Below are 22,212 nucleotides of genomic sequence, written 5' to 3' on the forward strand. Positions count from 1 at the left end.
CAAGGGTTGTTGTCTCCAGCACGCTGTGCCCCGCCACCGGAAAAAGTCGGATCTGCCCAGCAAAATCTGCCTCACCTGCGGCCGGCCTTTTACTTGGCGTAAGAAGTGGGCCAAGTGTTGGCCAGAGGTGAAGTATTGTTCAGAGCGGTGCCGCAACCATCGCCCTAAAGGCTCCCACTCTGCTCCCCCTGGAGACACTCGGGATGGATAATGTAGTCGTTGAGGCTGGGACATGGGTCTCAAACCCGGTGGCATCGACATGCGGTTTCTCAAGTGGCTGTTGCACAATCCTCATGAGACGGAGGAGGATCCCTTCCTTAGAGGTATTACCCGCATAGAAAGCTTGATCTCGAAGCTGCTTTCAATCCTCCTGATTGGGCTAGTTATAGTAGCAGTTGTCGATTTGGCCCGCTTCTTGGTGGCTGATCTGCTACGGGAGCCAACCGGGTTTTTCTCCACCACTTTGATTGAGATCTTCGGCCTCTTTTTGAATATCTTGATTGCCCTGGAGATTTTGGAGAACATTACTGCTTACCTGCAAAAGCAGGTTGTGCAAGTGGAGCTGGTCATTGTTACCTCTTTGATTGCGGTGGCGCGCAAGATCATCATTTTTGATTTCGAGAAGCTGGGGGGGTTGGATTTGATTGGCCTGGGGGCAGCAACTCTGGCTCTGTCGGTAAGTTACTGGCTGGTGCGACGCGCTAAGCCCCCATCCAAGTCCGGTCAAGACTAAGCTTGGATCGACGAGGGCTCTCCCAGGGTTGGTTCTCCCACATTTTTGCTTCCAGCCCAATAGTTGGGCAAAAGACCTACAACAGCCCGCGCCAGGGCTGCTTGGCCAAATCCTACACGGCTATGAGGGGAGCCACTGCCGGCACGATAGTTCTGGAGCTTTTCCTGCAAGAAGCTTCCCTTACTGTCAGCTTCGTCTTTTTGGGCCAACGCTCACTTCTACGATGGCTTCATCTTCCAGCGCGGGATTCGGGGCTTCATGGCCCAAGGCGGGGATCCCACAGGCACAAAGCGGGGTAGGAGGCTACCGCTTTCCCAATGAGCCGTTGCAACGTCCCTACCCCCGGGCGATCTTGGCGATGGCCAATGCCGGCCCTAACGCCAAGGGCAGTCAGTGACTATTCCCTACCTCCCAACTCCACCATCTTTGGCCAACTGGCCCGCAGGATTGCCCGCTAAACCTGGTGGAGATTCGGAATCCCATTAGCTTGAGCTAATCTCGTGGAACAGTTTGATTGATCCTTAGCTGGGTTTTTGCAACTTGCCTTGAGGGGGATCCCGTATGGAGTTCGCTAGCCCCCGGCGAATGTCCCCCCGCATTTTGGTTCTGGATTTTGATGGCGTGCTCTGCGATGGGCGGGCAGAGTACTTTGCCTCCTCCTGTCGTGTCTGTGCCCAGGTGTGGAGCCTGGCTCCTGCGCAATTGCAGCCGTTGCAGCCAGTCTTTGACCAGTTGCGCCCGCTAATCGAGACGGGTTGGGAGATGCCCCTGTTGCTCTGGGGGCTGCAGCAAGGGATCCCGGAAGACGCTTTGCGCCAAGACTGGCCCGGCTGGCGGCAGCGGTTGTTGCAGCAGGCGGGGGTTTCCGAGCGGGCTTTGTCCCAAGCGCTGGATGAGGTGCGAGATCACTGGCTTGCAGAGGATCGGCAGGGGTGGCTGGAGCTGCACCGCTTCTATCCGGGGGTGACAGCCTGGATGCGCCAAGTACAGGCTGCCGGCGAGCCGCGCCTAGCCATTCTCAGTACCAAAGAGGGGCGCTTTATCCAGCAGCTTTTGCTCCGCGAAGGGATCCAACTGCCGCGCCACCGCATCCTGGGCAAGGAGGTGCGCGCTCCCAAGGCCGCCACTCTCCAGCGGCTGCTAACTGCAGCTCAGGTAGCGCCCGAGGAACTCTGGTTTGTCGAGGATCGCTTGCAGACGCTGCGCCAGGTGCAGAGCGTACCGGAGCTAGAGCCGGTGCTCCTGTTTTTGGCTGGCTGGGGCTACAACCTGCCGGAGGAGCGAGAAGAGGCCGCCCGGGATCCCCGCCTGCATCTCCTTAGCTTGGAACAGCTCTCCCAGCCTTTTGAGCAGTGGTTGATCCCGCCTCCTCCTTCCTCTGGTCTTGCCATCAGCCCAGCCGGCCCGCAAGACTTGAGTCGGGTTCAAGCTAGCCCTGACCGGAAACGCCCGGAAGCTGGCCTTGCCTCCCTGGTGCTGACCTTGGTGGAGCTGCTGCGCCAGTTGATGGAAGCTCAGGTGGTGCGGCAGATGGAGGCCAATCGCCTTTCGCCGGAGCAGATCGAGCGGGCCGGCAGCAGCCTGCAAGCCCTGCGGCAGCAAATTCGGCAACTCTGCGCCCTGCTGGAGATTGACCCGGCAGATCTCAATCTGGATTTAGGGGATCTGGGCACGCTTCTGCCCCGCCAGGGAGACTACTACCCCGGCCAGCCCGACGGCGAGGGATCCCTCTTGGAACTCTTGGATCGGCTGGTCAACACCGGGATCGTCGTCGACGGCGAGCTCGACCTGGGCTTGGCGGACTTGAGTCTTATCCACGCCCGCCTGCAATTGGTGCTTACCTCCAGCGCCAAGCTTTCTTAGACCCAGGGAGTGTCGATGGAGACGATTGGGAGAAGAGATGCCAGAAGCAAGATGGGAAGGCCGGAAATCGCGGTATGCTGGCTTTGGATCCCATTAATCTCTCTTCACAGTTTTCTCCTATGGATGTTTTCGCCCCAACCGGAAACCTGCATGCCGGCGCGATTTGGCCGGAGGTGGTGGTCACCCTCACGCTGTTGCTCGTCCTGGCAGTGGATCTGGTGGGCGGGTCGGCAGCGCGCAGAAGTTTGCCAACTCTTTCCCTCTTGGGGTTGATGGGAGCCCTGGTGCCCCTGGTGCTGCAGTGGCAGCAGCCCCAGTTGGAGAGCTTCTTGGGCAGCTTTGCGGCGGATCCCGTGAGCATTCTCTTCCGTGGCCTGGTGGTGGTGACAGCAGCCCTGACGGTGATGATGGCGGAGCGCTACCTCAGCCAGGCAGGCACGCCCACGGGCGAGTTCTATGTGCTGCTCCTCACGGCCACCTTGGGGGGAATGTTCCTTGCGGGAGCGATGGATTTAATCATGGTGTTTGTCTCGCTGGAAACGCTGAGCATTGCCAGCTACCTCATGGCTGGCTACACGAAGCGAGATCCGCGCTCCTCTGAGGCTGCCCTGAAGTACCTGCTGACCGGCGCTAGCAGCACGGCCATCTTCCTCTACGGCATGTCGCTGCTCTATGGCCTGTCGGGGGGGCAAACCCAACTGTCGGCCATCGCGCCCCACCTGGCCAATGCTGGCCTAGCAGGGATCCTGGCCTTGGTGTTCTGCCTTGGGGGCATTGGCTTTAAGCTGGCGGCGGTGCCCTTCCACCAGTGGACTCCCGACGTCTACGAGGGATCCCCAACGCCGGTGGTGGCCTTTTTGTCGGTGGGATCCAAAGCAGCAGGCTTTGCCCTGGCCATTCGCTTTCTGGCTACCGTCTTCCCAGCCATGACGGAAGAGTGGCGGGCGGTGCTCTCAGTGCTGGCTATCTTGACCATGGTGCTGGGCAATGTGGTGGCCATTGCCCAAACCCGCCTCAAGCGCCTGCTGGCCTATTCCTCTATTGGGCAGGCGGGCTTTGTTTTGATTGGTTTGGTGGCAGGCACGGAAGCGGGCTACGCCAGCTTGATTTTTTACCTGATGGTTTATCTAGCCATGAACCTGGGCGCCTTTCTGTGCGTCACCCTGTTTAGCCTCAAGACCGGCACTGACGAAATCAACGAGTACAGTGGCCTTTACCAGAAGGATCCTTTCCTCACCCTTTGCCTTAGCATTTGTCTTCTCTCTCTGGGCGGGCTGCCGCCACTGGCCGGCTTTTTCGGCAAGCTCTATCTCTTCTGGGCTGGCTGGCAGGCAGGAGAATACACCCTGGTGCTGGTGGGCCTGGTTACTAGCGTCATCTCCATCTACTACTACGTGCGAGTGGTGAAAACCATGGTGGTGAAAGAGCCGCAGGAGATGTCGCTTTCGGTGCAAAACTACGCCGAGACCGACTGGCAGGCAGAGGGCATGCCGGCTCTGCGAGTGGGCATGGTGTTGACCCTCGTGGCCACCATCTTTGCTGGCATCCTCTCCAATCCCCTGTTTACCCTCTCTGTTCAGGCAGTGGAGCGTAGCCCGTTTTTGGGGTTCCCGACAGCCCAGGCTTTTGCTCCCGAGGCAGCCAGCCCTGCAGCTTTGCCTAGCTACTCGGGCCGCAATTCCTAAAAATGCCCCCACCCCTCTCCCTGTAGGAGGGGGAATTAAGCGTTTCAGCCTTGCCCCGCCACCGTCTGCAACTGAGTCGAACCTCAAATACCCTCTAGGCTGACATTAAGAAAGCGGGCAATCTCGGCGGCTTGGTTTTCAATCTCGGCCAAAGAAGGCGGCTGCCCAACGCCGGTGAGGGGGATGTCACCGCGTCCTTTCACTCGCAAGTAGATAGCTCGGCGGGGGTTGAGGCCTTCTCGCAGCTCCACCCGCAGGCTTTGCACCTCGGCAAAGTCATACTCCAGACGAACTTCGCGGTTTTTGCCCGGAAAGCCCTGCCGCACCAGCGTTATCTTTTGGGTACGGCGGTTGAACTCGTTGTAGCCGCCCCCCAAGTTCCAGTACAGGCTCAGCCATTGGTACAACCCTGCCAGGAAGCCGAGCACGCCGTAGAAGAGCATGGCAATGCCCTGGGGAATGAACACCAGGCTGGCGGGGTCGGAAAAGGGAAGCAAATTGCGGTGGAAATAGCTGGAAAGACCAGCCAGGGTAAAGCCCAGACCCCCTGCCGTCAGAACCACTGCCCAAAAGTAAACGCTGGGCCGCCGCGACCCAACGACGGTGTAGCGCAGCAGGTCTTCAGAGCGAATTTCGGGAACAGTTGCAGACACCGCCGGAATCCCTTTTTCCAAAGCTGGCTTCTCCCATTCTATTGGGCGGCTCGACCTCTTGCTGGGATCCCGCTACTTCAGGGTTGAGACTCGCGGGGCGTAACGATTTTCCCTACCCCTGGGGTAACTGCCGGAGGTTCAGCAGGGGAGGGTTCGGAAGTGGGGGAAGAGGTCGGTTCCGGCTCGGCTGGCAGGGGAGAGGATTCGACGGCAGGAGTTGGACTTGGGAGAGCCGAGAGCTGGGCTACGGCCTCTTGAGCCGTCCGCTCTCCAAAGGCAGACAGGGCAATTGCCACTTCCCCACGGCTAACTGGCTGGAGGGGGTTAAAGGTGCGGATGGGGCCGAAGGTGCGCAACACGGTGGAGGCATTCTCTAGGCTGCGATCTGCCACTAGGGGAGCAACAGCCTCGTCGGGGATCTGCGCCGCATCGGTAAAGCCCCAGCGCCCCTCCAGCTCTGCCCGAGATCCCTTGATCTGGCCGGGCGGCAAATCCAAAGGCACCTTCATGCGAATTAACTCGGCTCGCGACAGCAGGCTATTGGGGCGAAACTCGCGATTGGCATCCCCAGTAGCGATGCCGGCAGCTCCCAGGGCCTGGATGTAGCGAAAGTTGGGATCCTCCTCCGGTACATCCAAAAAAAGAGGGCGCTCCGAGGGGGATCCTATGCGGATTTGGCGGCTGGGCTCGTCAGCGTGAATGGCGTTGTTGGCTAGCACCAGCCAGCGGGCAAACTCTCCTCGACGCACGCTGCGCTGCGGCTGAAATTCGCTGCCAGCAATATCGGCAAAGATCCCCAGCCGATCCAGGTAATAGACCGACTGGGCCACCAGGGATCCGGGCTCCAGATCCGTGAAGCGGCTGCTGAGTTGAGTCGGCAGAGGTGTCAAGGCAACAGGGGGAGGGGCAGAGGGTGAGGGGGACTCTGAGAGAGCCCTTGGCGTCGCCGGCTGCTCTGCAGAGGGAGGAACAGACAGATCCACCGGTCGCACCGCCCGTTCCAGTCGTTCTCCCCACTCCGTTCCCTGACAAGCTGACAGCAACCCCAGCAGCAGGACAAAACTGCCACCCCTGAGCCAGGTGCTAGCCAGAGGCAGCAATTGCCTAGACCGCTTGGGATGGCCCTCTACTGAGCCCATTTGCGGCTAAACTCCTCCAGCACATCCAGCAGGTTCAGCAGGCTTTGCATGGGCAGCAGATCCACCAGAGGCAGCTCTTTGCGCCCGCCCCCCACCTTTACCGGGATCCCTTGCAGGATCTCCGTGACGGCATCCTCATCCACCTTGCCTGCCATCACCTGAGGGGCCAGCCGCTCCGCCAGAACGGTATGCAGGTGGGCATCCCGCAGGTAGAGGTGCCACCGGGCTACATCGATGTAAACTTCCTTGCCAATGGCAGCGGCCAATTGCTCGATCTCGGGGTTGCTCGGCACTTGGGCCATGGATCAGCTTCGCTACTGGTTGCCCTGCGTTGATCATAGCCTGGCCCCACTTTAGGGAGAGCTGGCGGCAGAGCGGCGCGGTAGAGGCAGGGCGAAGTTCTCTTGCAACTGCCGCAGCAGCAACAGGTGCTCCAGAGCCAAGCGATCCCGTTCGAGGCGCAACTGGCTGAGTTGGGCCTGGGTCTGGCGAATGTCCTCTACGTTGGCGTCCCAGGTTTGCAAAAGGCGGTAGAGGCGGTCTTGTTGGCTGGCAATCTGCTGGTTCAAGCGGGCTAGGCGGCGGCTAAACTCCCTATCCATTTCTGCCGCCAGCTCGGGATCGGGAAGGAGGGGCAGCTGAGCCCAATCGATGCCCAGCTTAGTCGAGGGTGGTGGAGGCGCTTCTACCTCTTTGAGAAGGGGGAAGTTGGGGAAAGGGGAAAGCTCTATCTCACCAGAGGGCGGCTGGTTTTTTCGAGCAGGAGCCTGAGAGCTGGCCGGCGGCGGAGTGGGCTGGGAAGCGGACTTCAAGGCGCTGGGGTTTGCCTGGGCTGGCCAGGATCCCAGACTGCCCAGCCAAAGACAAACTGCTAGCCCCCAAGCTTGGCAAACCGCTGTTCTCACCCTGTGTTCCTCACTTCAAGCTAGCTCAAGCCAATTAGCTCACTCCCAGCTCAAGTCGGTTGGGGAGTTGGGCAGCGACTCGAATAAAATTGAGTAGGCGTCCTGCTTCTGTCCTGGCTCGAATAGATAGCGTTGGGCAACCCAAGCAGAGGCGGGCACAATTGCCACCCGCACTGGCGGATCCTCCAGAGACACCAACGGCTGAGGGTGCAGCCAGCGCCAGCCCGCCCAGCCCGCTCCCGCCAGGGCTACTGCAGCCGCTGCCACTTGTCGCCAAGGAAAGCCGCTGCACCGCCGCCAGCCCAGAGCAACCTCTGGCCTTCGATCCAGCTTCTCGAACACACGGCTAATCAGCAGCTCCGTCTGAACGGGATCCAGGGTTGGCGCTTTGAGGTTAGCCAAACCGGCCTGTAAGGCCGACAGTTGGCTGTACAGCTGCTGCGCCTGGGGATCGCTGGCTAGCCAGTCCTCCACTTGTCGCGCCTCCTGGGGGGACAGTTCTCCATCCAGGTAGGCGCTTAGCTGCTCAAAGCGCTCCTCCACTGGCGGCAGCTCCGCGGGGGGAGGGGAGGCGGCATCCTCGCGGTCAGGGTTGAGGTTGGGGCAAAACATAGTCATTCGCCATTGAGGTAGGGCTTCAGGATGGACTGCAAGCGGGCGCGGGCCCGGGCAATGCGGGATTTAACAGTACCCAGAGATACCCCCGTAATCTCCGCAATTTCCTCATAGGCCATCCCCTGAATTTCTCGCAGCAGGATGGCTTGGCGAAAGGCCTCAGGCAGGTCGTGGACGGCTTGGTGCAATCGCTCGTAAAACTCGCAGGTGGCGAGGTGGTCGTGGGGGCTTGGGCTACTGCTGGGCAGCTCCCATTCCATCTCACTCTCTTGCGTGGAAATCGAGGCATCCAAAGAGAGGGGTTGCTGCTGGCGCCTGCGCTTGCGCAGCTCGTCGTAAACCAGGTTGGTGGCAATCCGCCCCAGCCAACTGCGAAACTTTGCTGGCTCCTGCAGATGTTTGAGGTTGCGGTAGGCCCGGATCCAAACTTCCTGGGCCAAGTCCTGGCGATCCGGCCAGTTGGGCGCAAGATGGTAGAGAACCTTATCTACGTAGGCCTGATAGCGGCGTATGAGCTCGGCAAAGGCCTCGCGGTGGGGCCGGGATCCCTGCTGACACAGCAGTACCAGCTCCCGATCGGCAAGCTTTTCTGGCAGCACAGGCTCCTTCCTCAGTGAGGCTGACCAGCACTGGCCGCTGATGTTGCTGAGGGCAGCATCCATAAGCATCCCCAGAAAGAGATCCCCTCCCAACCGGAACCTCTACTTGAGAGACGAATTCAGGACAACCGGGTTCCCTTCCTATCTTTGGCGAGAGTACCCTTGCAGGATAGCTCTTGGGCTGGCAACTGGGCTACAGTGAGCTTGCGGTAGAGTAGACGCCCGATCTGGCATGACTTCCGACGCCGCTGCTGTTCTTTCTGAGCTCAAGGCAGTGCCGACGCTGGCGGAACTTTCGGCCACGTCTTTGCAGTGGCTGGGATCCCAGGTAAAGCTGCGGGACATCCCAGCAGGGCAGGCGCTCTTGATGCAGGATGCCTGGGGCAGCGTTGTTTATTTGATCCTATCTGGCTGGGTCAAGGTGCGGCGAGCTCTGCGGATCCACACCGCCGAAGGAACCTGGGACAGCGCCCAAACCCTAGCTCTACTCGGGCCCGGCGCCTGGGTAGGGGAAATGGCGGTGTTGGACGAAGCGCCCCGCTCGCGGGATGTGCTGGCCTTAACCTCGGTGCGGGCTGCCGGGATCCCAGCGGCAACTTTCAAGACGCTGATGCTGCAGGAGCCGCGCCTGTGCTACCAACTGGCTCGCAGCCTCTCCCGCCGTCTGCGCCTAGCGAATTTGCAGGCCGACCTGGAGCAACAGAGCCCTCCTGTGCGGGTGGTGCATGCGCTGGTGCAACTGGCGGAAGCCTTTGGCGAGAAGACTGAGCAGGGAGTGCGCATCATCTACCCGCCCCTCCAGGATTTGGCCGACCTCAGCCAGGTTAACCAGGAAACAGTGGCGGCAGTGCTGAACCGCTTGCAGCAGCAGGGGATCATTCAGCCCCTGCCAGACCAACAGTCTCTGCTCCTAATCCAGTACCCCAAACTCGTAAAAGCAGCCCGCCTGCTCTAGTTAGCTGGGGCTGCATCCAGGAAACTTGCTCCTTGCAAGCTGTGGTTTGCGAGAGCTTGCGCTAGCGGCAAGACCCGTGGCGCATTGGCTAGCTGGCAAGACCGCAGGCCCACTCTAGCCAAGCGGCATCCTCTTTCGAGAGACTGGCCTGGTGCAGGGCGTAAACCTGGCGGTGATACTCATCCAGCCAAGCCCGCTGTGCCGCGTCTAGGAGATCCCAATCGATCAAACGCCTGTCAAAAGGGATCCACGTCAGAGAGCGAAAGCCCATCCAGCCCTCTGGCTCGGGGAGGGCAACCACCTCGTAGAGGTTCTCCAGGCGAATCCCGCCCCAGCCTGGCTGGTAGTAACCTGGCTCGATGCTGGTGATCATGCCTACCTTGAAGGGGGTGCTGGCGCGGCGGTGGATCCCATTGGGCCCCTCGTGGACGTTCAAAAAGGCGCCGACGCCGTGGCCAGTGCCGTGGCCGTAGTCTAGCCCTGCCTGCCAGAGGCTGGAGCGGGCAATGCCATCCAAAGAGAGGCCGTAGGTATCGGGGGGGAAGATCTGGCGGGCGCAGTGAATGTGGGCTTTGAGCACCTCGGTGTAGCGCCGCTTGCACAAGGGATCCGCGGGTTGCGAGCCAATCCAGAGGGTGCGGGTAGCGTCGGTAGTGCCCCCCAGGTAGTGGGATCCCGAGTCCAACAAAAACAACTCGCCTGGCTGCAGCAGCTTCTGAGGATCCGGGGTGCCGTAGTGAACGATAGAGCTATTGGCCCCGGCCCCAGCGATGGTGTTAAAGCTCAGGCCCACCCAATCCCCTTCCTCGCGGTAGTGGGCCTCCAGGGTGGCTGCCACATCGGCTTCGCTGATGGGGATCCCTGCTTGGATCTGCCGGTCGATCCAGGCGAGCGTGCGGATCTTGGCCCGGCTGGCTTTGCGGTTGGCTAGCCGCATCTGCTCCAGCTCGGTGGGGTTTTTGACCGCCTTGAGGACATCCACGGGGTGATCCAGCTCGCGACAGGGGATCCCGTGCAGCAGCTCTTGCGTGCCCTGAGTGGTCTGCTTGGGATCCAATCCCACTGGCCCGTAGCGCTCGGCCCACTGGGGCAGGTGCTCCGGGTAAGCCTCGTAGGGCCAGAGCTCTACCTCCGCTTCGGCCAGCACTTGCCGAGCCGAGGGAGTAAGGCGCTCCAGATCTGTGAAGAGGGCAACCCTCTCCAGGGCAACCAGCGCGTAGGCGCGGAACACCGGGTTGTAGGGGATGTCAGAGCCACGCAGGTTCAATAGCCAGGCTACCTGGTCCAACTTGGTTAAGGGCAACAGGCCTACCCGCTTGCGTCGCATCTCCTGGCGCACCTGAGCCAGCTTGTCGCTGGGGGTGGCCCCGCAGAGCTGGGCAGGGACAGGATAGATGGGTTGCTCCAAAAGGGCTTGGCTAGATTCCTTGGCCAGCTTGTCCAGCGGGTTTTCGCAAACCGGCACCAGCAGCACTCCCCCGGCTTGGGCGTGGGCTTGTAACTGGCGGTAGGTGGCTACGGACACCGTAAAGGGATCCACCCCCAGGCGAAACCCAGATCCCAACTCCTCTACAATCTCCATCAGGCTGGGCTGATCCGGCAGACCGCCTTTGATCACCGTAAACAGGTTGGGATCCACTTCCCGCTCCGCCTGCTCGTGGTAGCGGGGATCCACCCACAGCCAAGCCCTGTCCCGGCTAATCAAAGCATCGCCCACCGAGCCAGTAAAACCCGTGATCCACTGCCGCCGCTTGCGATACTCCAGCAGGTACTCGTTGAGGTGCTCATCGGCGGAGGGCACCCAAAACCCATCCAAATTCTGTTCCTGTAAAAGCTGGCGCAGCTGCTGCAAACGGGCGGCAATCTCCAGGCGGGGCAAGGTTTGAGGCATGGCAGAGGCAACGGAAGAGTCCACGCTATCGGCCCTAGAGACCATGTTACAGACGTCCCCTTTCTCCTTGGGAAAGCTGAGCGAGAATTTCTAGCGCTCTTCGGGAAAGCCAGCCTCTCGCCAGGCGCGGATGCCGCCGTCCATCGAGAACACGCGGCGGTAGCCCATCTTCTGCAGGTTATCAGCTGCCAGGGCTGAACGAAACCCACCACCGCAATAGAGGACAATTTCTGCTTCTTTGTCTGGGATCACCTTCTCGATGTCCCGCTCAATAATGCCTTTGCTCAAGTGAATGGCGCCAGCAATGCGACCTGCCTGCCACTCCGATTCTTCCCGCACGTCGACTAGGTAGAAGGGATCCCCTTGCCGTTGTTTCTGCCTGACTTGCTCGACGGTCAGCTCTTGGATGCGGCTTTTGGCCTCGTTGACCAAAGCCAAGAAAGCAGGGGAGTGAGGGGACGCCATGGAACCTCGCCGATGCAACCCAATCTCCAGAATAAACCGGGCTTTAGGGGTGTGGATCTGCCGCTCGGCCAAGTTGGGCCGGATCCCTACCCGGACAGGCTAAACTAAGCGCAGACCTGCCCGCCGGAGGCCCACAGTTTGAGCTCTCGATCCGCCTTTTCCCAACTGCTCTGGCCCCTTGCCTTGAGTTTGAGCTGGGGGATCCCGCTTGCAGGCAAAGTGCTGGCCCAGACTCCCCCGCTGCGCCTAGAAAGCGGGCTGCAAAGGCAGGTTTCTGCCCCTGCGCCAGCGGCTCTGGTCGAGTGGCTGAACGAGCAAATAGCCGCGGCTAACCGACGGGACTTGCCGAAGGTGATGGCCGGCTACAGCCCCGACTTCCGCCACCGCGACGGGTTGGATCGGCAGGGGGTGGAAGAGGCCATTCGCAAGCTGTGGGACGCGCATCCTGAGCTGACCTACTCCGCCCAAATTGTCTCCTGGCGGCAGATAGGCCCTGAGATTGTAGCTGAGATTGCTAGCCAAGTGCAGGGATCCCAGGCTTCGGGGCGGGGGGAGTTTCAGGTAAAGGCTTCCGTCCTGGTGCGCAACCGCTACCGCCCGGATGCCGCCAATCCAGGACAACTGCTGCTGGTAGAGCAAGAAGTGCTGCGGGAGTCGAGCACGCTCACCTCCGGCTCAGCACCCCCCACCGTTACTTTCAAGCTGCCGGAGGTGGTCAAGCCGGGATCCACCTACTCGCTGCAGGCCATTGTGGCCGAGCCCCTCACCCAATCTTTGCTGTTGGGCGCTGTGGCGGAGCGGCCCGTTGCCGGAGCAAGCTACCTGGATGTCACTTCGTTTGCCCTCGAACCTCTGCAGGCGGGCGGGATCTTCCTGCAGGCGGATGCCCCCCCAGAAGCGGGTTCTGAGTGGATCTCGGTGATGCTGGTTAACCAAAGTGGCCTGGTTGTCGAGAGCCGGCGCCTTACCGTTCAACCCTAAAGAAAGGAACCCCAAGCAAGCCAGACTCCTGGCAGAAAGCCGAGGTGGCCGTCTGGATCCCTTTCCCTCAGGCCAGGGAGAGGAAGCCTAGAACACGACTGAGAACCAGGCAACGGCGTAGGATAGAAAAACGCCCTTTAGCCTGCTCAAGTTGCCGTGGACTACAAGAGTACCCTCAACCTGCCGCAGACTCAGTTTCCCATGCGGGCGGAGGCCGCTAAGAGAGAGCCCGCCATCCAGGCTTTTTGGCAGGAAGAACAGATCTACCAGCGTCTGTCGGAAACCAATCCGGGGGATCCCTTTGTCCTGCACGATGGGCCACCCTATGCCAATGGCGACATCCACATGGGCACCACCCTCAACAAGATCCTCAAGGACATCGTCAACAAGTACCACCTCCTGCGAGGACGCAAGGTGCGCTATGTACCTGGCTGGGACTGCCACGGCCTGCCCATCGAGCTGAAAGTGCTGCAAAGCCTCTCCCCCCAGGAGCGGCAGAGTCTCACCCCCCTGCAACTGCGGCAAAAGGCCAGAGAGTACGCCCTGCACTACGTCGACGTGCAGCGGGCCAGTTTTCAGCGGCTGGGGGTATGGGGAGATTGGGATCGGCCCTACCTGACCCTATCGCCGGAGTACGAGGCGGCCCAGATCGAGGTGTTCGGCCAGATGGTTCTCAAAGGCTACATCTACCGCGGCCTCAAGCCCGTCCACTGGAGCCCCAGCTCCCAGACGGCCCTGGCAGAAGCGGAGCTGGAATATCCCGACAACCACATCTCCCCCAGCATCTACGTGGCTTTTCCCCTGCAAAGCCTCAGCCCGGCGGCGCGGCCGGTTTTAGAGCCCTTCCTGCCAGGCCTGCGGGCGGCCATCTGGACGACTACCCCCTGGACGATCCCGGCCAACCTGGCTCTCTGCTTTAACCCCAAGCTTACCTATGCGGTGGTGGAGTCTCCCCGCTTTGGCCTGCTGCTCATTGCCGCCGCTCTGCGGCAGCGGCTGGAAAAAGTCCTGGAGACTCCCTTAGAGGTCAAGGCCACCCTGCCGGGATCCGCTTTGGAATACTGCCAGGGACGCCACCCCCTCTTTGACCGCCCTAGCCTCTGTGTTTTGGGAGACTATGTGACCACCGAGTCCGGCACCGGCATTGTCCACACGGCGCCGGGGCATGGGGAAGAAGACTTCAAGACTGGCCAAAAGTACGGCCTGCCCATCCTCAGCCCCGTGGACGAGCAGGGGAAGTTTACCGCAGAAGCCGGCCCCCAGTTTGCCGGGCTAGATGTCCTCTCCAAAGAACCGGAGACCAGCGGCAACCTGGCTGTGATTAAGGCTTTGCAGGCTGCCGGCGCCCTGCTCAAGGAGGAGCCCTACAGCCACAAATACCCCTACGACTGGCGCACCAAAGAACCCACCATCTTCCGGGCCACCGAGCAGTGGTTTGCGTCCGTAGCCGGCTTCCGGGAGCTGGCCCTGCAGGCCATCAAAACCGTGAAGTGGATCCCACCGGAAGGGGAAAACCGCATCACCGCCATGGTCAAGGAGCGCTCCGACTGGTGCATCTCCCGCCAGCGGGCCTGGGGGGTGCCCATCCCTGTTTTCTATGACGAGGAGACTGGCGAGGCTCTGCTGACTGCCGAAACCATTGACCACATCAAGGCCATCTTTGCCCAAGAGGGATCTGACGCTTGGTGGAAGCGCCCAGTAGAAGAATTGCTGCCGGAGCAGTACCGCCACAATGGCCGCACCTACCGCAAGGGCACGGACACCATGGATGTTTGGTTTGACTCCGGCTCTTCCTGGGCGGCGGTGGCCCAGGCGCGCGGGTTGGGCTACCCCGTGGATCTCTACCTGGAGGGTTCGGATCAGCACCGAGGTTGGTTCCAGTCCAGCTTGCTGACCTCAGTGGCCGTCAATGGCTGTGCCCCCTACAAGGCGGTGCTCACCCACGGCTTTGTGCTGGACGAAAAGGGCCAGAAGATGAGCAAGTCCTTGGGCAACGTCATCGATCCCCTGGTGCTCATCAATGGCGGCAGCGACCCTCAGACGGATCCCGCCTACGGGGCCGATGTGCTGCGACTGTGGGTTTCCAGCGTGGACTACTCCGGCGACGTGCCCCTGGGCAAGACTATCCTGGGGCAGATGGCAGATGTGTACCGCAAGATCCGCAACACAGCCCGCTTTCTGCTAGGCAACCTCTATGACTTTAACCCGGCCCAGGATGCCGTTCCCTTTGAAGCGTTGACCGAGTTGGATCGCTACCTCCTGCACCGCCTAAAGGAGGTGGGAGAGGAGATCACCGAAGCTTTTGACAGCTATCAGTTCTACCGCTTTTTCCAAGCGGTTCAGAACTTCTGCGTGGTGGATCTCTCCAACTTCTACTTGGACATTGGCAAGGATCGCCTCTACATCAGTCACGCCCGCAGCCTGCGGCGGCGGCAATGTCAGACGGTGCTGTCCCTGGTGCTGGAGAACTTGGCCAAGGCCATCGCCCCAGTGCTTTCCCACCTCGCAGAAGAGATCTGGAGTTACCTGCCCTACCCCAAGCCCACCCGTTCGGTGTTTGAAGGGGGCTGGATGCAACTGCCGGAGCAGTGGCGGGATCCCCAGCTAGCTGCCACTTGGGAAAAGCTGCGGGCAGTGCGGCAGGAGGTGAACAAGGCGCTGGAACAAGCGCGCACCGATAAGCTCATCGGCGCTTCCACCGAAGCCAAGCTCATCCTCAAGGTGGCGGATCCCCACCTGTACGCTCTTCTGGAAGAGCGGGCCGCCGAGCTGCGCTACCTGTTTATCACTTCCCAGGTGGAGCTCATCAAGGCAGAGACTGAGGCGGCGGAGCTGCAGGTTGTCGTTCAGCGGGCAGAGGGCAAAAAGTGCGTGCGCTGCTGGAGCTACTCTCCTCGGGTGGGGGAATTTGCCGAACATCCAGAGCTGTGTGAGCGCTGCGTAGCGGCCCTAGCTGGCGAGTTTTGACTACCTAACCAAAGACTGCGGCAGCCGCGAGTCCGACTCTCGCTCCAGGTCGCGGAAGAGAGGCGTACTGAGGTAGCGCTCGCCAAAGCTGGGCTGGATCATCACAATCAGCTTGCCGGCGTTTTCCGGTCGCCGCCCCACCTGGATAGCGGCAGCCAGGGCTGCCCCAGTGGAAATGCCGGAGAGGATCCCTTCTTCTCTGGCCAGGCGGCGGCTGTAGACCATGCTTTCTTCGTCGTCTACGGCAATCACCTCATCCAGGAGATCCCGCCGCAACACCTCCGGCACAAACCCTGCCCCGATGCCCTCGATGCGGTGAAAGCCGGGCCGTCCCCCGCTTAGAACCGCGCTTGCCTTGGGCTCGACGGCCACTAGCCGAATGGAAGGTTTCTTACTCTTGAGAAACTCGCCCGCCCCGGTAATGGTGCCGCCAGTGCCCACCCCCGCTACCAGGATGTCCACCTGGCCATCGGTGTCCTCCCAGATCTCGGGGCCGGTGGTGCGGGCGTGGATTTGGGGGTTGGCCGGATTGGTGAATTGGCCCAGCATGTAGGCATTGGGGGTGCGGCGCACGATCTCTTCCGCCTTCCAAATGGCCTCTCCCATGCCACCGGCGCTGCTGGCTAGATGCACCTCTGCCCCGTAGGCCTTCAACAGCAGCCGCCGCTCTAGGCTCATGCTCTCAGGCATGACAATGATGAGCCGGTAGCCCTTGGCCGCTGCCGCCATAGCTAAGCCAATGCCCGTGTTGCCGGAGGTGGGTTCCACCAAAATGGTCTTGCCGGGGGAAATTAAACCGGCTTGCTCAGCTGCCTCGATCATGCTGACGGCAATGCGGTCTTTTACCGAGGCTGCCGGGTTGAAGCTCTCCAGTTTAACCACAATCTCCGCCAGGCATCCCTCCGCCCGCGGGATCCGGTTGAGCCGCACCAACGGCGTGCGACCGATGAGTTGGGTGATGTTGTCGGCAATCCTCATGGGCAGGCAACCTCGAAAAGCGGGGCCTTTGTCCGATGCTAACCCTGCAGCGGGAGACATCCAGCGAAGTTTTGAAAAGACTCCAGCCAAGCCCTCTGGGAAAGCCATGATCTAGAGTGAGATCACACCGGAAGGACAGATCCCCTATGCACCTGAGTGAAATCACTCATCCCAACCAGCTCCGCAACCTAACCCTCAGCCAGTTGCGCAGCTTAGCCCGCCAGATCCGCGAAAAACACTTGCAAACGGCTGCCAACTCCCCAGTCGGCTGTCACCTAGGGCCAGGGTTGGGGGTGGTGGAGCTGACCTTGGCGCTCTACAAAACCCTTGACCTGGATCGCGACAAGGTTATTTGGGATGTGGGGCACCAAGCCTATGCCCACAAAATGCTCACCGGCAGGTATCACAACTTCCACACCATTCGCCAAAAGGGGGGGATCTCCGGCTACCTGAAGCGCAGCGAAAGCCGCTTCGACCACTTTGGGGCCGGCCACGCCTCCACCAGCATCTCGGCAGCCTTGGGTATGGCCATTGCCCGCGACCGGCGGGGGGAAAACTTCAAGGTGGTGGCCATCATCGGGGACGGCGCCCTGACCGGGGGCATGGCCTATGAGGCCATCAACCACGCCGGCCATTTGCCCAAGACCAACCTGATGGTGGTTCTCAACGACAACGGCATGTCGATTTCCCCCAATGTGGGGGCGATCCCGCGCTATTTAAACCGCCTGCGCCTCAGCCCGCCAGTGCAATTTTTGGCCGACAGCCTGGAGGAGCAACTAAAGAACCTGCCTCTAGTTGGCTCCAGTCTCAGCCCCGAAATTGAGCGCATGAAGGAGACGGTGAAGCTGGTTACTGCTGTGCAGAACAACAAGGCCGGCATCATCTTCGAGGAGCTGGGCTTTACCTACGTGGGGCCGGTGGACGGGCACAACCTGGCAGAGTTGTTGGATGCTTTTGAGTTGGCCCATGGCCTCTCTGGGCCCGTGCTGGTGCATGTGGCCACCGTCAAGGGCAAAGGCTACCCACCGGCAGAGGCTGAGCAGGTAAGCTATCACGCCCAATCCCGCTTCGACCTGGCCACCGGCAAACCCTATCCCCCCACCAAACCCACTCCCCCCAGCTACAGCAAGGTCTTCGGCCATACCCTTTGCAAACTGGCGGAGCGGGATCCCCGCATCATTGGCATCACGGCAGCTATGGACACCGGCACTGGCCTAGACAAGCTCAAGGAAAAACTGCCGGATCAGTTTGTGGATGTGGGGATCGCGGAGCAGCACGCGGTCACCTTGGCTGCTGGCATGGCCTGTGAGGGGATGCGGCCAGTGGTGGCCATTTACTCCACCTTCCTGCAGCGGGCCTACGACCAGATTATCCACGATGTCTGCCTCCAAAAGCTGCCAGTCTTTTTCTGCTTGGATCGGGCAGGCGTGGTTGGACCTGACGGCGCCACCCACCAGGGCATGTACGACATCGCCTATCTGCGCTGCATCCCCGAGATGGTGCTGATGGCCCCCAAAGACGAAGCGGAACTGCAGCGCATGGTGGTAACCGGGATCCAGTACACCCAAGGACCCATTGCCATGCGCTACCCGCGCGACTCTGGCGTTGGGGTGCCCTTGGCGGAAGATGGCTGGGAGCCCATTCCCATTGGCAAGGCGGAGGTGCTGCGCAGCGGCGGCGATGTGTTAGTCCTGGCCTATGGGTCGATGGTCTATCCCAGCTTGCAGGCCGCGGAGATCCTCAAAGAGCACGGCATCTCCACGACGGTAGTCAATGCCCGCTTTGCCAAGCCCCTGGATACAGAGCTAATCCTGCCCCTAGCCGAACAAAGCCGCCTGGTGGTGACGGTGGAAGAAGGCTGCCTCATGGGCGGGTTTGGCTCGGCAGTGGGGGAAGCCCTCCTGGATGCCGATATCCGGGTGCCTCTTTTGCGCCTGGGGGTGCCAGACATTTGGGTAGAACATGCTACCCGTGAAGAGTCTCTTGCAGACCTTGGCCTCAACAGTGTCGGTATTGCCGAGCGGATCCGAGCCAAGCTTGAGAAGCTGCAAAAGCCAGTGGCCGAGGGATCCCGGGCTACTCTCCTGCAAGACCCATCTGGCGGTTGAACCGGTCCACAGCAGCCTGCTGTAGGGCCTCCACCACTGCCCGCGTTCGCAGGAGAACTTGCACATCTCGCAGCAGGTTATCCCGCCACAGGTTCTCCCGCAGCACCTCTAGCCGGGCATAGCTGGGATCCAAGTGCACGGCTTTGGCCCCCAGTTCTTCCGCCCGCTGGGTTTGGCCGCGAACGTACAGGGCTGTAGCCAGGGCCAGGTAGGGCTCGGCCACCGCGTCGTTCATCTCGATGGTGCGTTCCCAGCGCTCGATGGCCGCCTCCAGATCCCCTTGCTCGTAGTCCACCAGGCCAAGGTTGTTCATAGCAGGCCAGTAGGCGGGATCCAACTCCAAGGTTTTCTCATATTCCCGCCGGGCGGGATCCCATTGGTCGAGCATGAGGTAGGCATTGCCCAGTTGAAAGCGGGCGTTGGGGTTATCCGGCTGCAAGGCAACAGCCCGTTCCAGGGCCTCGGCGGCGGCAAAGTAGCTGCCCTGCCGCAAGTAAGCCACTCCCAGGGAGTAGAGGACATCCCCATCCTGGGGAGCCAGAGCGCGGGCCCTTTGCAGCACCTGCACGGCCTGGGCAGAGTTCCCCAGCTCCAGATAGACGTTGCCCAAAGCGTAGAGCAGCTCGGAAGAGGTGGGCACCATGGCCACGGCCAGTTGCAGGCGGCGCAACGCCTCTTCGGTCTGGCCAAACTGGGCTAGCCGCAGCGCGTTGGTGGCTAGTTGCAGCCCCTGGGCCTGCATCAAGTCGCCATTGGGCAGGGGCACATGGAGCAAGACCTGAGCCCGCGCGGGATCCCCTCCCCCTACCCCCAAGACAAGGGCAAGGCCCACCGGCAAGGCTAGGCAAAACCGGAACGACAGCGACGGCATGATACCCACGCAAAACCAGGCCATGCCCATGTTAGCCGCAATCGCTGTTTGAAATGTCTGCTCTCGCCCCCTTGGCGCTTTATCAGCCCCAGTCGCTACCTGAGCCAGGTTTTGCTGCAGGAAACTAGAGACGTCGCCACCGCCGCCCAGACTGGGCCAGCAGGTCTTCGGCAGCCTTGGGCCCCCAGGTGCCGGCCTCATAGGTGTACAGCGGCGGCGCGGTATCATAGCCAGGTGGCGTCTCCCAGGCCGACAAAACGGGCGTTACCACCCGCCAGGCAGCTTCCACCTCGTCGGCGCGGGTAAACAGGGTGGGATCCCCCAGCAGGCAGTCCAACAGCAGGCGCTCGTAGGCATCTGGCGCGCTCGACCCAAAGGCTGTCCCGTAGCGAAAATCCATTTCCACCGAGCGGGTGCGGATCTCCGGCCCGGGCATCTTGGCCTCAAAACGCAAGGAGATGCCCTCGTTGGGCTGGAGGCGCAGCACCAGGATGTTGGGGCTCACCTCCCGCGTGGCCGAAGGAAAAAGGGATAGGGGCACCTGCTTAAAGTAGATGGCCACCTCGGAAACCTTCTTGGCTAGGCGCTTGCCCGTGCGCAGGTAAAAGGGCACCCCTTTCCACCGCCAGGTGTCGCATTCCAGCTTCAGGGCGGCATAGGTGGGGGTCTGCGAGTTGGGGTTGACATTGGGCTCTTGGCGATAGCCGGGCACTGGCCTGCCGCCAATCCAGCCGGGACCATACTGGGCCCGCACCGCTGCGGCTGCCACGTTGCGAGTGTCGGCCAGACGGGTGGCCTGCAGCACTTTGGTCTTTTCATTGCGCACCCCATCGCCGCGCAGCGAGACGGGCGGCTCCATGGCCGTCAGGCAATAGATCTGCATTAGGTGGTTCTGCACCATGTCCCGCAGGGCACCAGCAGCGTCGTAGTAGCCGGCCCGATCCTCCACCCCTACCGTTTCCGCCACCGTAATCTGCACATGGTCGATGTAGTTGCGGTTCCAGAGAGGCTCAAAGATGGCGTTGGCAAAGCGGAAGACCAGCAGGTTTTGCACCGTCTCTTTGCCCAGGTAGTGGTCGATGCGGTAGACCTGCTCTTCCTGACAGATGCGCTGCACAAGGCGGTTCAGCTCCTGGGCCGAGGTGAGGTCGTGGCCGAAGGGCTTTTCAATCACCACCCGCGTCCTGGTTGGATCCGCCAGCATCCCCGCTGCCCCCAACTGCTGGAGGGCCTGGGCATAGAAGTCCGGCGCCACCGCCAGGTAAAACACGCGGTTGCCACGGGTGCCCCGCTCTTCGTCCAATTCGCTGAGGAATTGCTTGAGGCGCAGGTAGCCCTCGGCATCGCCAATATCCAAGCGACAGTAAAACAGGCGGCTGGCAAAGTCTTGCCAGAGGGCTTCTGGCCCCAGATCTTGGGGGGCAAACTCCTTCAGGGCTGCCCGCATCTTGTCCCGATAGGCCTCGTGGCTCCAGTCGCGGCGAGCCACCCCCACCAAGGTAAACTCCGGCGGCAGCCGTCGCTGGACAAAGAGCCGGTAGTAGGCCGGGATCAGCTTGCGGGCCGCCAGATCCCCGGAAGCGCCAAACTGCACCAGAATGCAAGGATCCGGAATGCGCTCTTGGTTGAGGCCAACGCGCAAGGGGTTTTCCGCCAGGGCCACCATAGAGTCGGCTCAGCTTGGGTGGATAGGGAGAGAGGAGCTAGGGCTGCAGAGAACCTTCCAGACAGCGCAGCACCTCTTCCACGTTCTTGCGGCTGCCAATGATGAGGGGCACCCGTTGGTGGAGAGAGTGGGGCACGATGTCCAGGATGGCCTCGGTGCCAGTGGTAGCCACGCCTCCTGCTTGCTCGGCCAAAAACGCCAGCGGGTTGGCCTCATACATCAGCCGCAGCTTGCCCTCGGGTTTTTGCCGGGTGCCGGGGTAGAGGTATACCCCTCCCTGCAACAGGATGCGGTGAAAGTCAGCCACCAGAGCGCCGCTGTAGCGGGAGGTATAGCTGCCTTGGCGATGGGCGTAGCGGATGAAGTTTTGGATCCCCTCGCTCCACTGGCAGAAGTAGCCCTCGTTGAGGCTGTAGACGGAGCCACGTTCGGGAATGCGGATGTCGCTTTGGGAGAGGATGAACTCGCCCAAGCTGGGATCCAGCGTAAAGCTATGTACCCCCTTGCCGACGGAATAGACCAGTTGGGTGCTGGGGCCGTAGAGGATATAGCCAGCAGCCAGTTGCCGGCGGCCCGGCTGGAGGAGATCTTGGTGGTCAGCCTCAGGGCGATCCTCGAGGGGCTGAAGGACAGAGAAAATGGAGCCAACGCTGAGGTTGGCCTCGATATTGGAGGAGCCATCTAGGGGATCGACAAGCAGCGCCAGGCGGCTGAGGGAGCAGTTTTCCGGCAGGCGGGCCGGGGTTTTCATCTCTTCTGAGACCAGCCGACAGACTAGCCCTGTCTGCTCCAAAGCGCGGATGAAGGCCCGGTTGGCGTACTCGTCCATCCGCTGCTGTTCTTCCCCTTGGACATTGACGTTGCCGGTTACGCCCAGCGCTCCCTCGATGAGTCCTGCCTGGCTGAGGCGGCGGGCAATCATCTTGCCGGCCAGGGCAATGCGGTTCATTAGAGCACTGAAGTCCTGGGCCTCGGCGGTGAAGCTGCCAAACTGCTGCAAGACATGCCGGGAGAGGGTGAGCACATCCCGCGCCATCTCGCGTTCGGCGCTGCTGGGCATGACCGAGGGAGGAGAGCTGAGAACCATACGAGGCTTCCCCAAAGAAACGCCGAAACAAGGGATCCCTCGCCTCTAGCA

Annotated in this window: 21 protein-coding genes; 9 read left to right on the top strand and 12 right to left on the bottom strand. The window is 61.2% G+C overall.

The features are described 5' to 3' along the window. Positions 1 to 25 precede the first annotated feature (25 nt). The 5 genes from NW814_RS01220 to NW814_RS01240 all read left to right on the top strand — a co-directional run bounded on the left by NW814_RS01220 (position 26) and on the right by NW814_RS01240 (position 4,281). Positions 26 to 211, top strand: a complete 186-nt coding sequence (locus tag NW814_RS01220) for a DUF2256 domain-containing protein (RefSeq protein WP_414404875.1) — start codon at positions 26 to 28, stop codon at positions 209 to 211. Positions 212 to 259: 48 nt separating this feature from the next. Continuing rightward, entirely contained in the window at positions 260 to 733 is a 474-nt protein-coding gene (locus NW814_RS01225; protein ID WP_414404955.1) for a phosphate-starvation-inducible PsiE family protein, read from the top strand. Between the two features lie 246 nt (positions 734 to 979). Next, complete coding sequence (locus NW814_RS01230; RefSeq protein ID WP_414404956.1) at positions 980 to 1,054, top strand: hypothetical protein; 75 nt, start codon at positions 980 to 982, stop codon at positions 1,052 to 1,054. A gap of 240 nt (positions 1,055 to 1,294) precedes the next feature. Then, positions 1,295 to 2,596 (top strand): gas vesicle protein GvpJ, encoded by a 1,302-nt coding sequence (gvpJ, locus tag NW814_RS01235; RefSeq protein ID WP_414404876.1) that lies wholly within the window; start codon positions 1,295 to 1,297, stop codon positions 2,594 to 2,596. 119 nt (positions 2,597 to 2,715) lie between these two features. After that, positions 2,716 to 4,281 (top strand): NAD(P)H-quinone oxidoreductase subunit N, encoded by a 1,566-nt coding sequence (locus NW814_RS01240; RefSeq protein WP_414394098.1) that lies wholly within the window; start codon positions 2,716 to 2,718, stop codon positions 4,279 to 4,281. An 83-nt stretch (positions 4,282 to 4,364) separates the two neighbouring features. Here the strand turns inward: NW814_RS01240 and NW814_RS01245 are convergent, their stop codons facing one another. From NW814_RS01245 to NW814_RS01270, 6 genes are all read right to left on the bottom strand, one after another. Continuing rightward, positions 4,365 to 4,934: a photosystem I assembly protein Ycf4 gene (locus NW814_RS01245; RefSeq protein WP_414404877.1), complete on the bottom strand. Its 570-nt coding sequence runs from the start codon at positions 4,932 to 4,934 to the stop codon at positions 4,365 to 4,367. Positions 4,935 to 5,011: 77 nt separating this feature from the next. Beyond that, entirely contained in the window at positions 5,012 to 6,073 is a 1,062-nt protein-coding gene (locus tag NW814_RS01250) for an S-layer homology domain-containing protein (RefSeq protein ID WP_414404878.1), read from the bottom strand. Beyond that, a complete protein-coding gene (locus tag NW814_RS01255; RefSeq protein ID WP_414394094.1) occupies positions 6,061 to 6,375 on the bottom strand; it encodes a DUF3181 family protein in 315 nt (104 codons plus the stop codon). The genes NW814_RS01250 and NW814_RS01255 overlap by 13 nt, the downstream gene beginning before the upstream one ends. Positions 6,376 to 6,426: 51 nt before the next feature. Next, positions 6,427 to 6,885 carry a hypothetical protein gene (locus tag NW814_RS01260; protein ID WP_414404879.1) on the bottom strand — a complete coding sequence of 153 codons (459 nt, stop codon included), beginning with the start codon at positions 6,883 to 6,885 and terminating at the stop codon, positions 6,427 to 6,429. Between the two features lie 132 nt (positions 6,886 to 7,017). Then, a complete protein-coding gene (locus NW814_RS01265; protein WP_414404880.1) occupies positions 7,018 to 7,596 on the bottom strand; it encodes an anti-sigma factor family protein in 579 nt (192 codons plus the stop codon). After that, the gene (locus NW814_RS01270) at positions 7,593 to 8,255 is read right to left on the bottom strand and encodes a sigma-70 family RNA polymerase sigma factor (protein WP_414394390.1); all 663 of its coding nucleotides are present in this window, start codon (positions 8,253 to 8,255) and stop codon (positions 7,593 to 7,595) included. Before NW814_RS01270 ends, NW814_RS01265 begins: the two co-directional genes overlap by 4 nt. Positions 8,256 to 8,424: 169 nt before the next feature. Here NW814_RS01270 and NW814_RS01275 point away from each other — a divergent pair, with 169 nt between their 5' ends. After that, entirely contained in the window at positions 8,425 to 9,147 is a 723-nt protein-coding gene (locus NW814_RS01275; protein WP_414404881.1) for a Crp/Fnr family transcriptional regulator, read from the top strand. An 88-nt stretch (positions 9,148 to 9,235) separates the two neighbouring features. Here the strand turns inward: NW814_RS01275 and NW814_RS01280 are convergent, their stop codons facing one another. Together NW814_RS01280 and NW814_RS01285 are read right to left on the bottom strand one after the other, a co-directional pair. Beyond that, the gene (locus NW814_RS01280) at positions 9,236 to 11,062 is read right to left on the bottom strand and encodes an aminopeptidase P family protein (protein WP_414404882.1); all 1,827 of its coding nucleotides are present in this window, start codon (positions 11,060 to 11,062) and stop codon (positions 9,236 to 9,238) included. A gap of 66 nt (positions 11,063 to 11,128) precedes the next feature. Next, on the bottom strand, positions 11,129 to 11,503 hold the full coding sequence (locus tag NW814_RS01285) for a rhodanese-like domain-containing protein (RefSeq protein WP_414404883.1): 375 nt from the start codon (positions 11,501 to 11,503) through the stop codon (positions 11,129 to 11,131). Positions 11,504 to 11,686: 183 nt separating this feature from the next. On the opposite strand from NW814_RS01285, the gene NW814_RS01290 reads away from it, so the two are divergent. Further along, a complete protein-coding gene (locus NW814_RS01290; protein ID WP_414404884.1) occupies positions 11,687 to 12,484 on the top strand; it encodes a hypothetical protein in 798 nt (265 codons plus the stop codon). Between the two features lie 201 nt (positions 12,485 to 12,685). Next, positions 12,686 to 15,451 (top strand): isoleucine--tRNA ligase, encoded by a 2,766-nt coding sequence (gene ileS, locus NW814_RS01295; protein ID WP_414404957.1) that lies wholly within the window; start codon positions 12,686 to 12,688, stop codon positions 15,449 to 15,451. Here ileS and cysK read toward each other — a convergent pair whose 3' ends face one another. Continuing rightward, positions 15,452 to 16,429, bottom strand: a complete 978-nt coding sequence (cysK, locus tag NW814_RS01300; protein WP_414404885.1) for a cysteine synthase A — start codon at positions 16,427 to 16,429, stop codon at positions 15,452 to 15,454. A gap of 146 nt (positions 16,430 to 16,575) precedes the next feature. Between cysK and dxs the strand changes: the two genes are divergently transcribed. Then, positions 16,576 to 18,537 carry a 1-deoxy-D-xylulose-5-phosphate synthase gene (gene dxs / locus NW814_RS01305; protein WP_414404886.1) on the top strand — a complete coding sequence of 654 codons (1,962 nt, stop codon included), beginning with the start codon at positions 16,576 to 16,578 and terminating at the stop codon, positions 18,535 to 18,537. Here the strand turns inward: dxs and NW814_RS01310 are convergent. From NW814_RS01310 to fbp, 3 genes are all read right to left on the bottom strand, one after another. Next, positions 18,506 to 19,432, bottom strand: a complete 927-nt coding sequence (locus tag NW814_RS01310) for a tetratricopeptide repeat protein (protein ID WP_414404887.1) — start codon at positions 19,430 to 19,432, stop codon at positions 18,506 to 18,508. The two genes, dxs and NW814_RS01310, sit on opposite strands and share 32 nt — an antisense overlap. A 100-nt stretch (positions 19,433 to 19,532) precedes the next feature. Continuing rightward, entirely contained in the window at positions 19,533 to 21,074 is a 1,542-nt protein-coding gene (zwf, locus tag NW814_RS01315) for a glucose-6-phosphate dehydrogenase (RefSeq protein ID WP_414404888.1), read from the bottom strand. Between the two features lie 37 nt (positions 21,075 to 21,111). Further along, on the bottom strand, positions 21,112 to 22,110 hold the full coding sequence (fbp, locus tag NW814_RS01320; RefSeq protein ID WP_414404958.1) for a class 1 fructose-bisphosphatase: 999 nt from the start codon (positions 22,108 to 22,110) through the stop codon (positions 21,112 to 21,114). Positions 22,111 to 22,212: the final 102 nt, after the last annotated feature.

The sequence above is a fragment of the Synechococcus sp. R65.1 genome, from assembly GCF_047461755.1.
Taxonomy (GTDB): Bacteria; Cyanobacteriota; Cyanobacteriia; order Thermostichales; family Thermostichaceae; genus Thermostichus.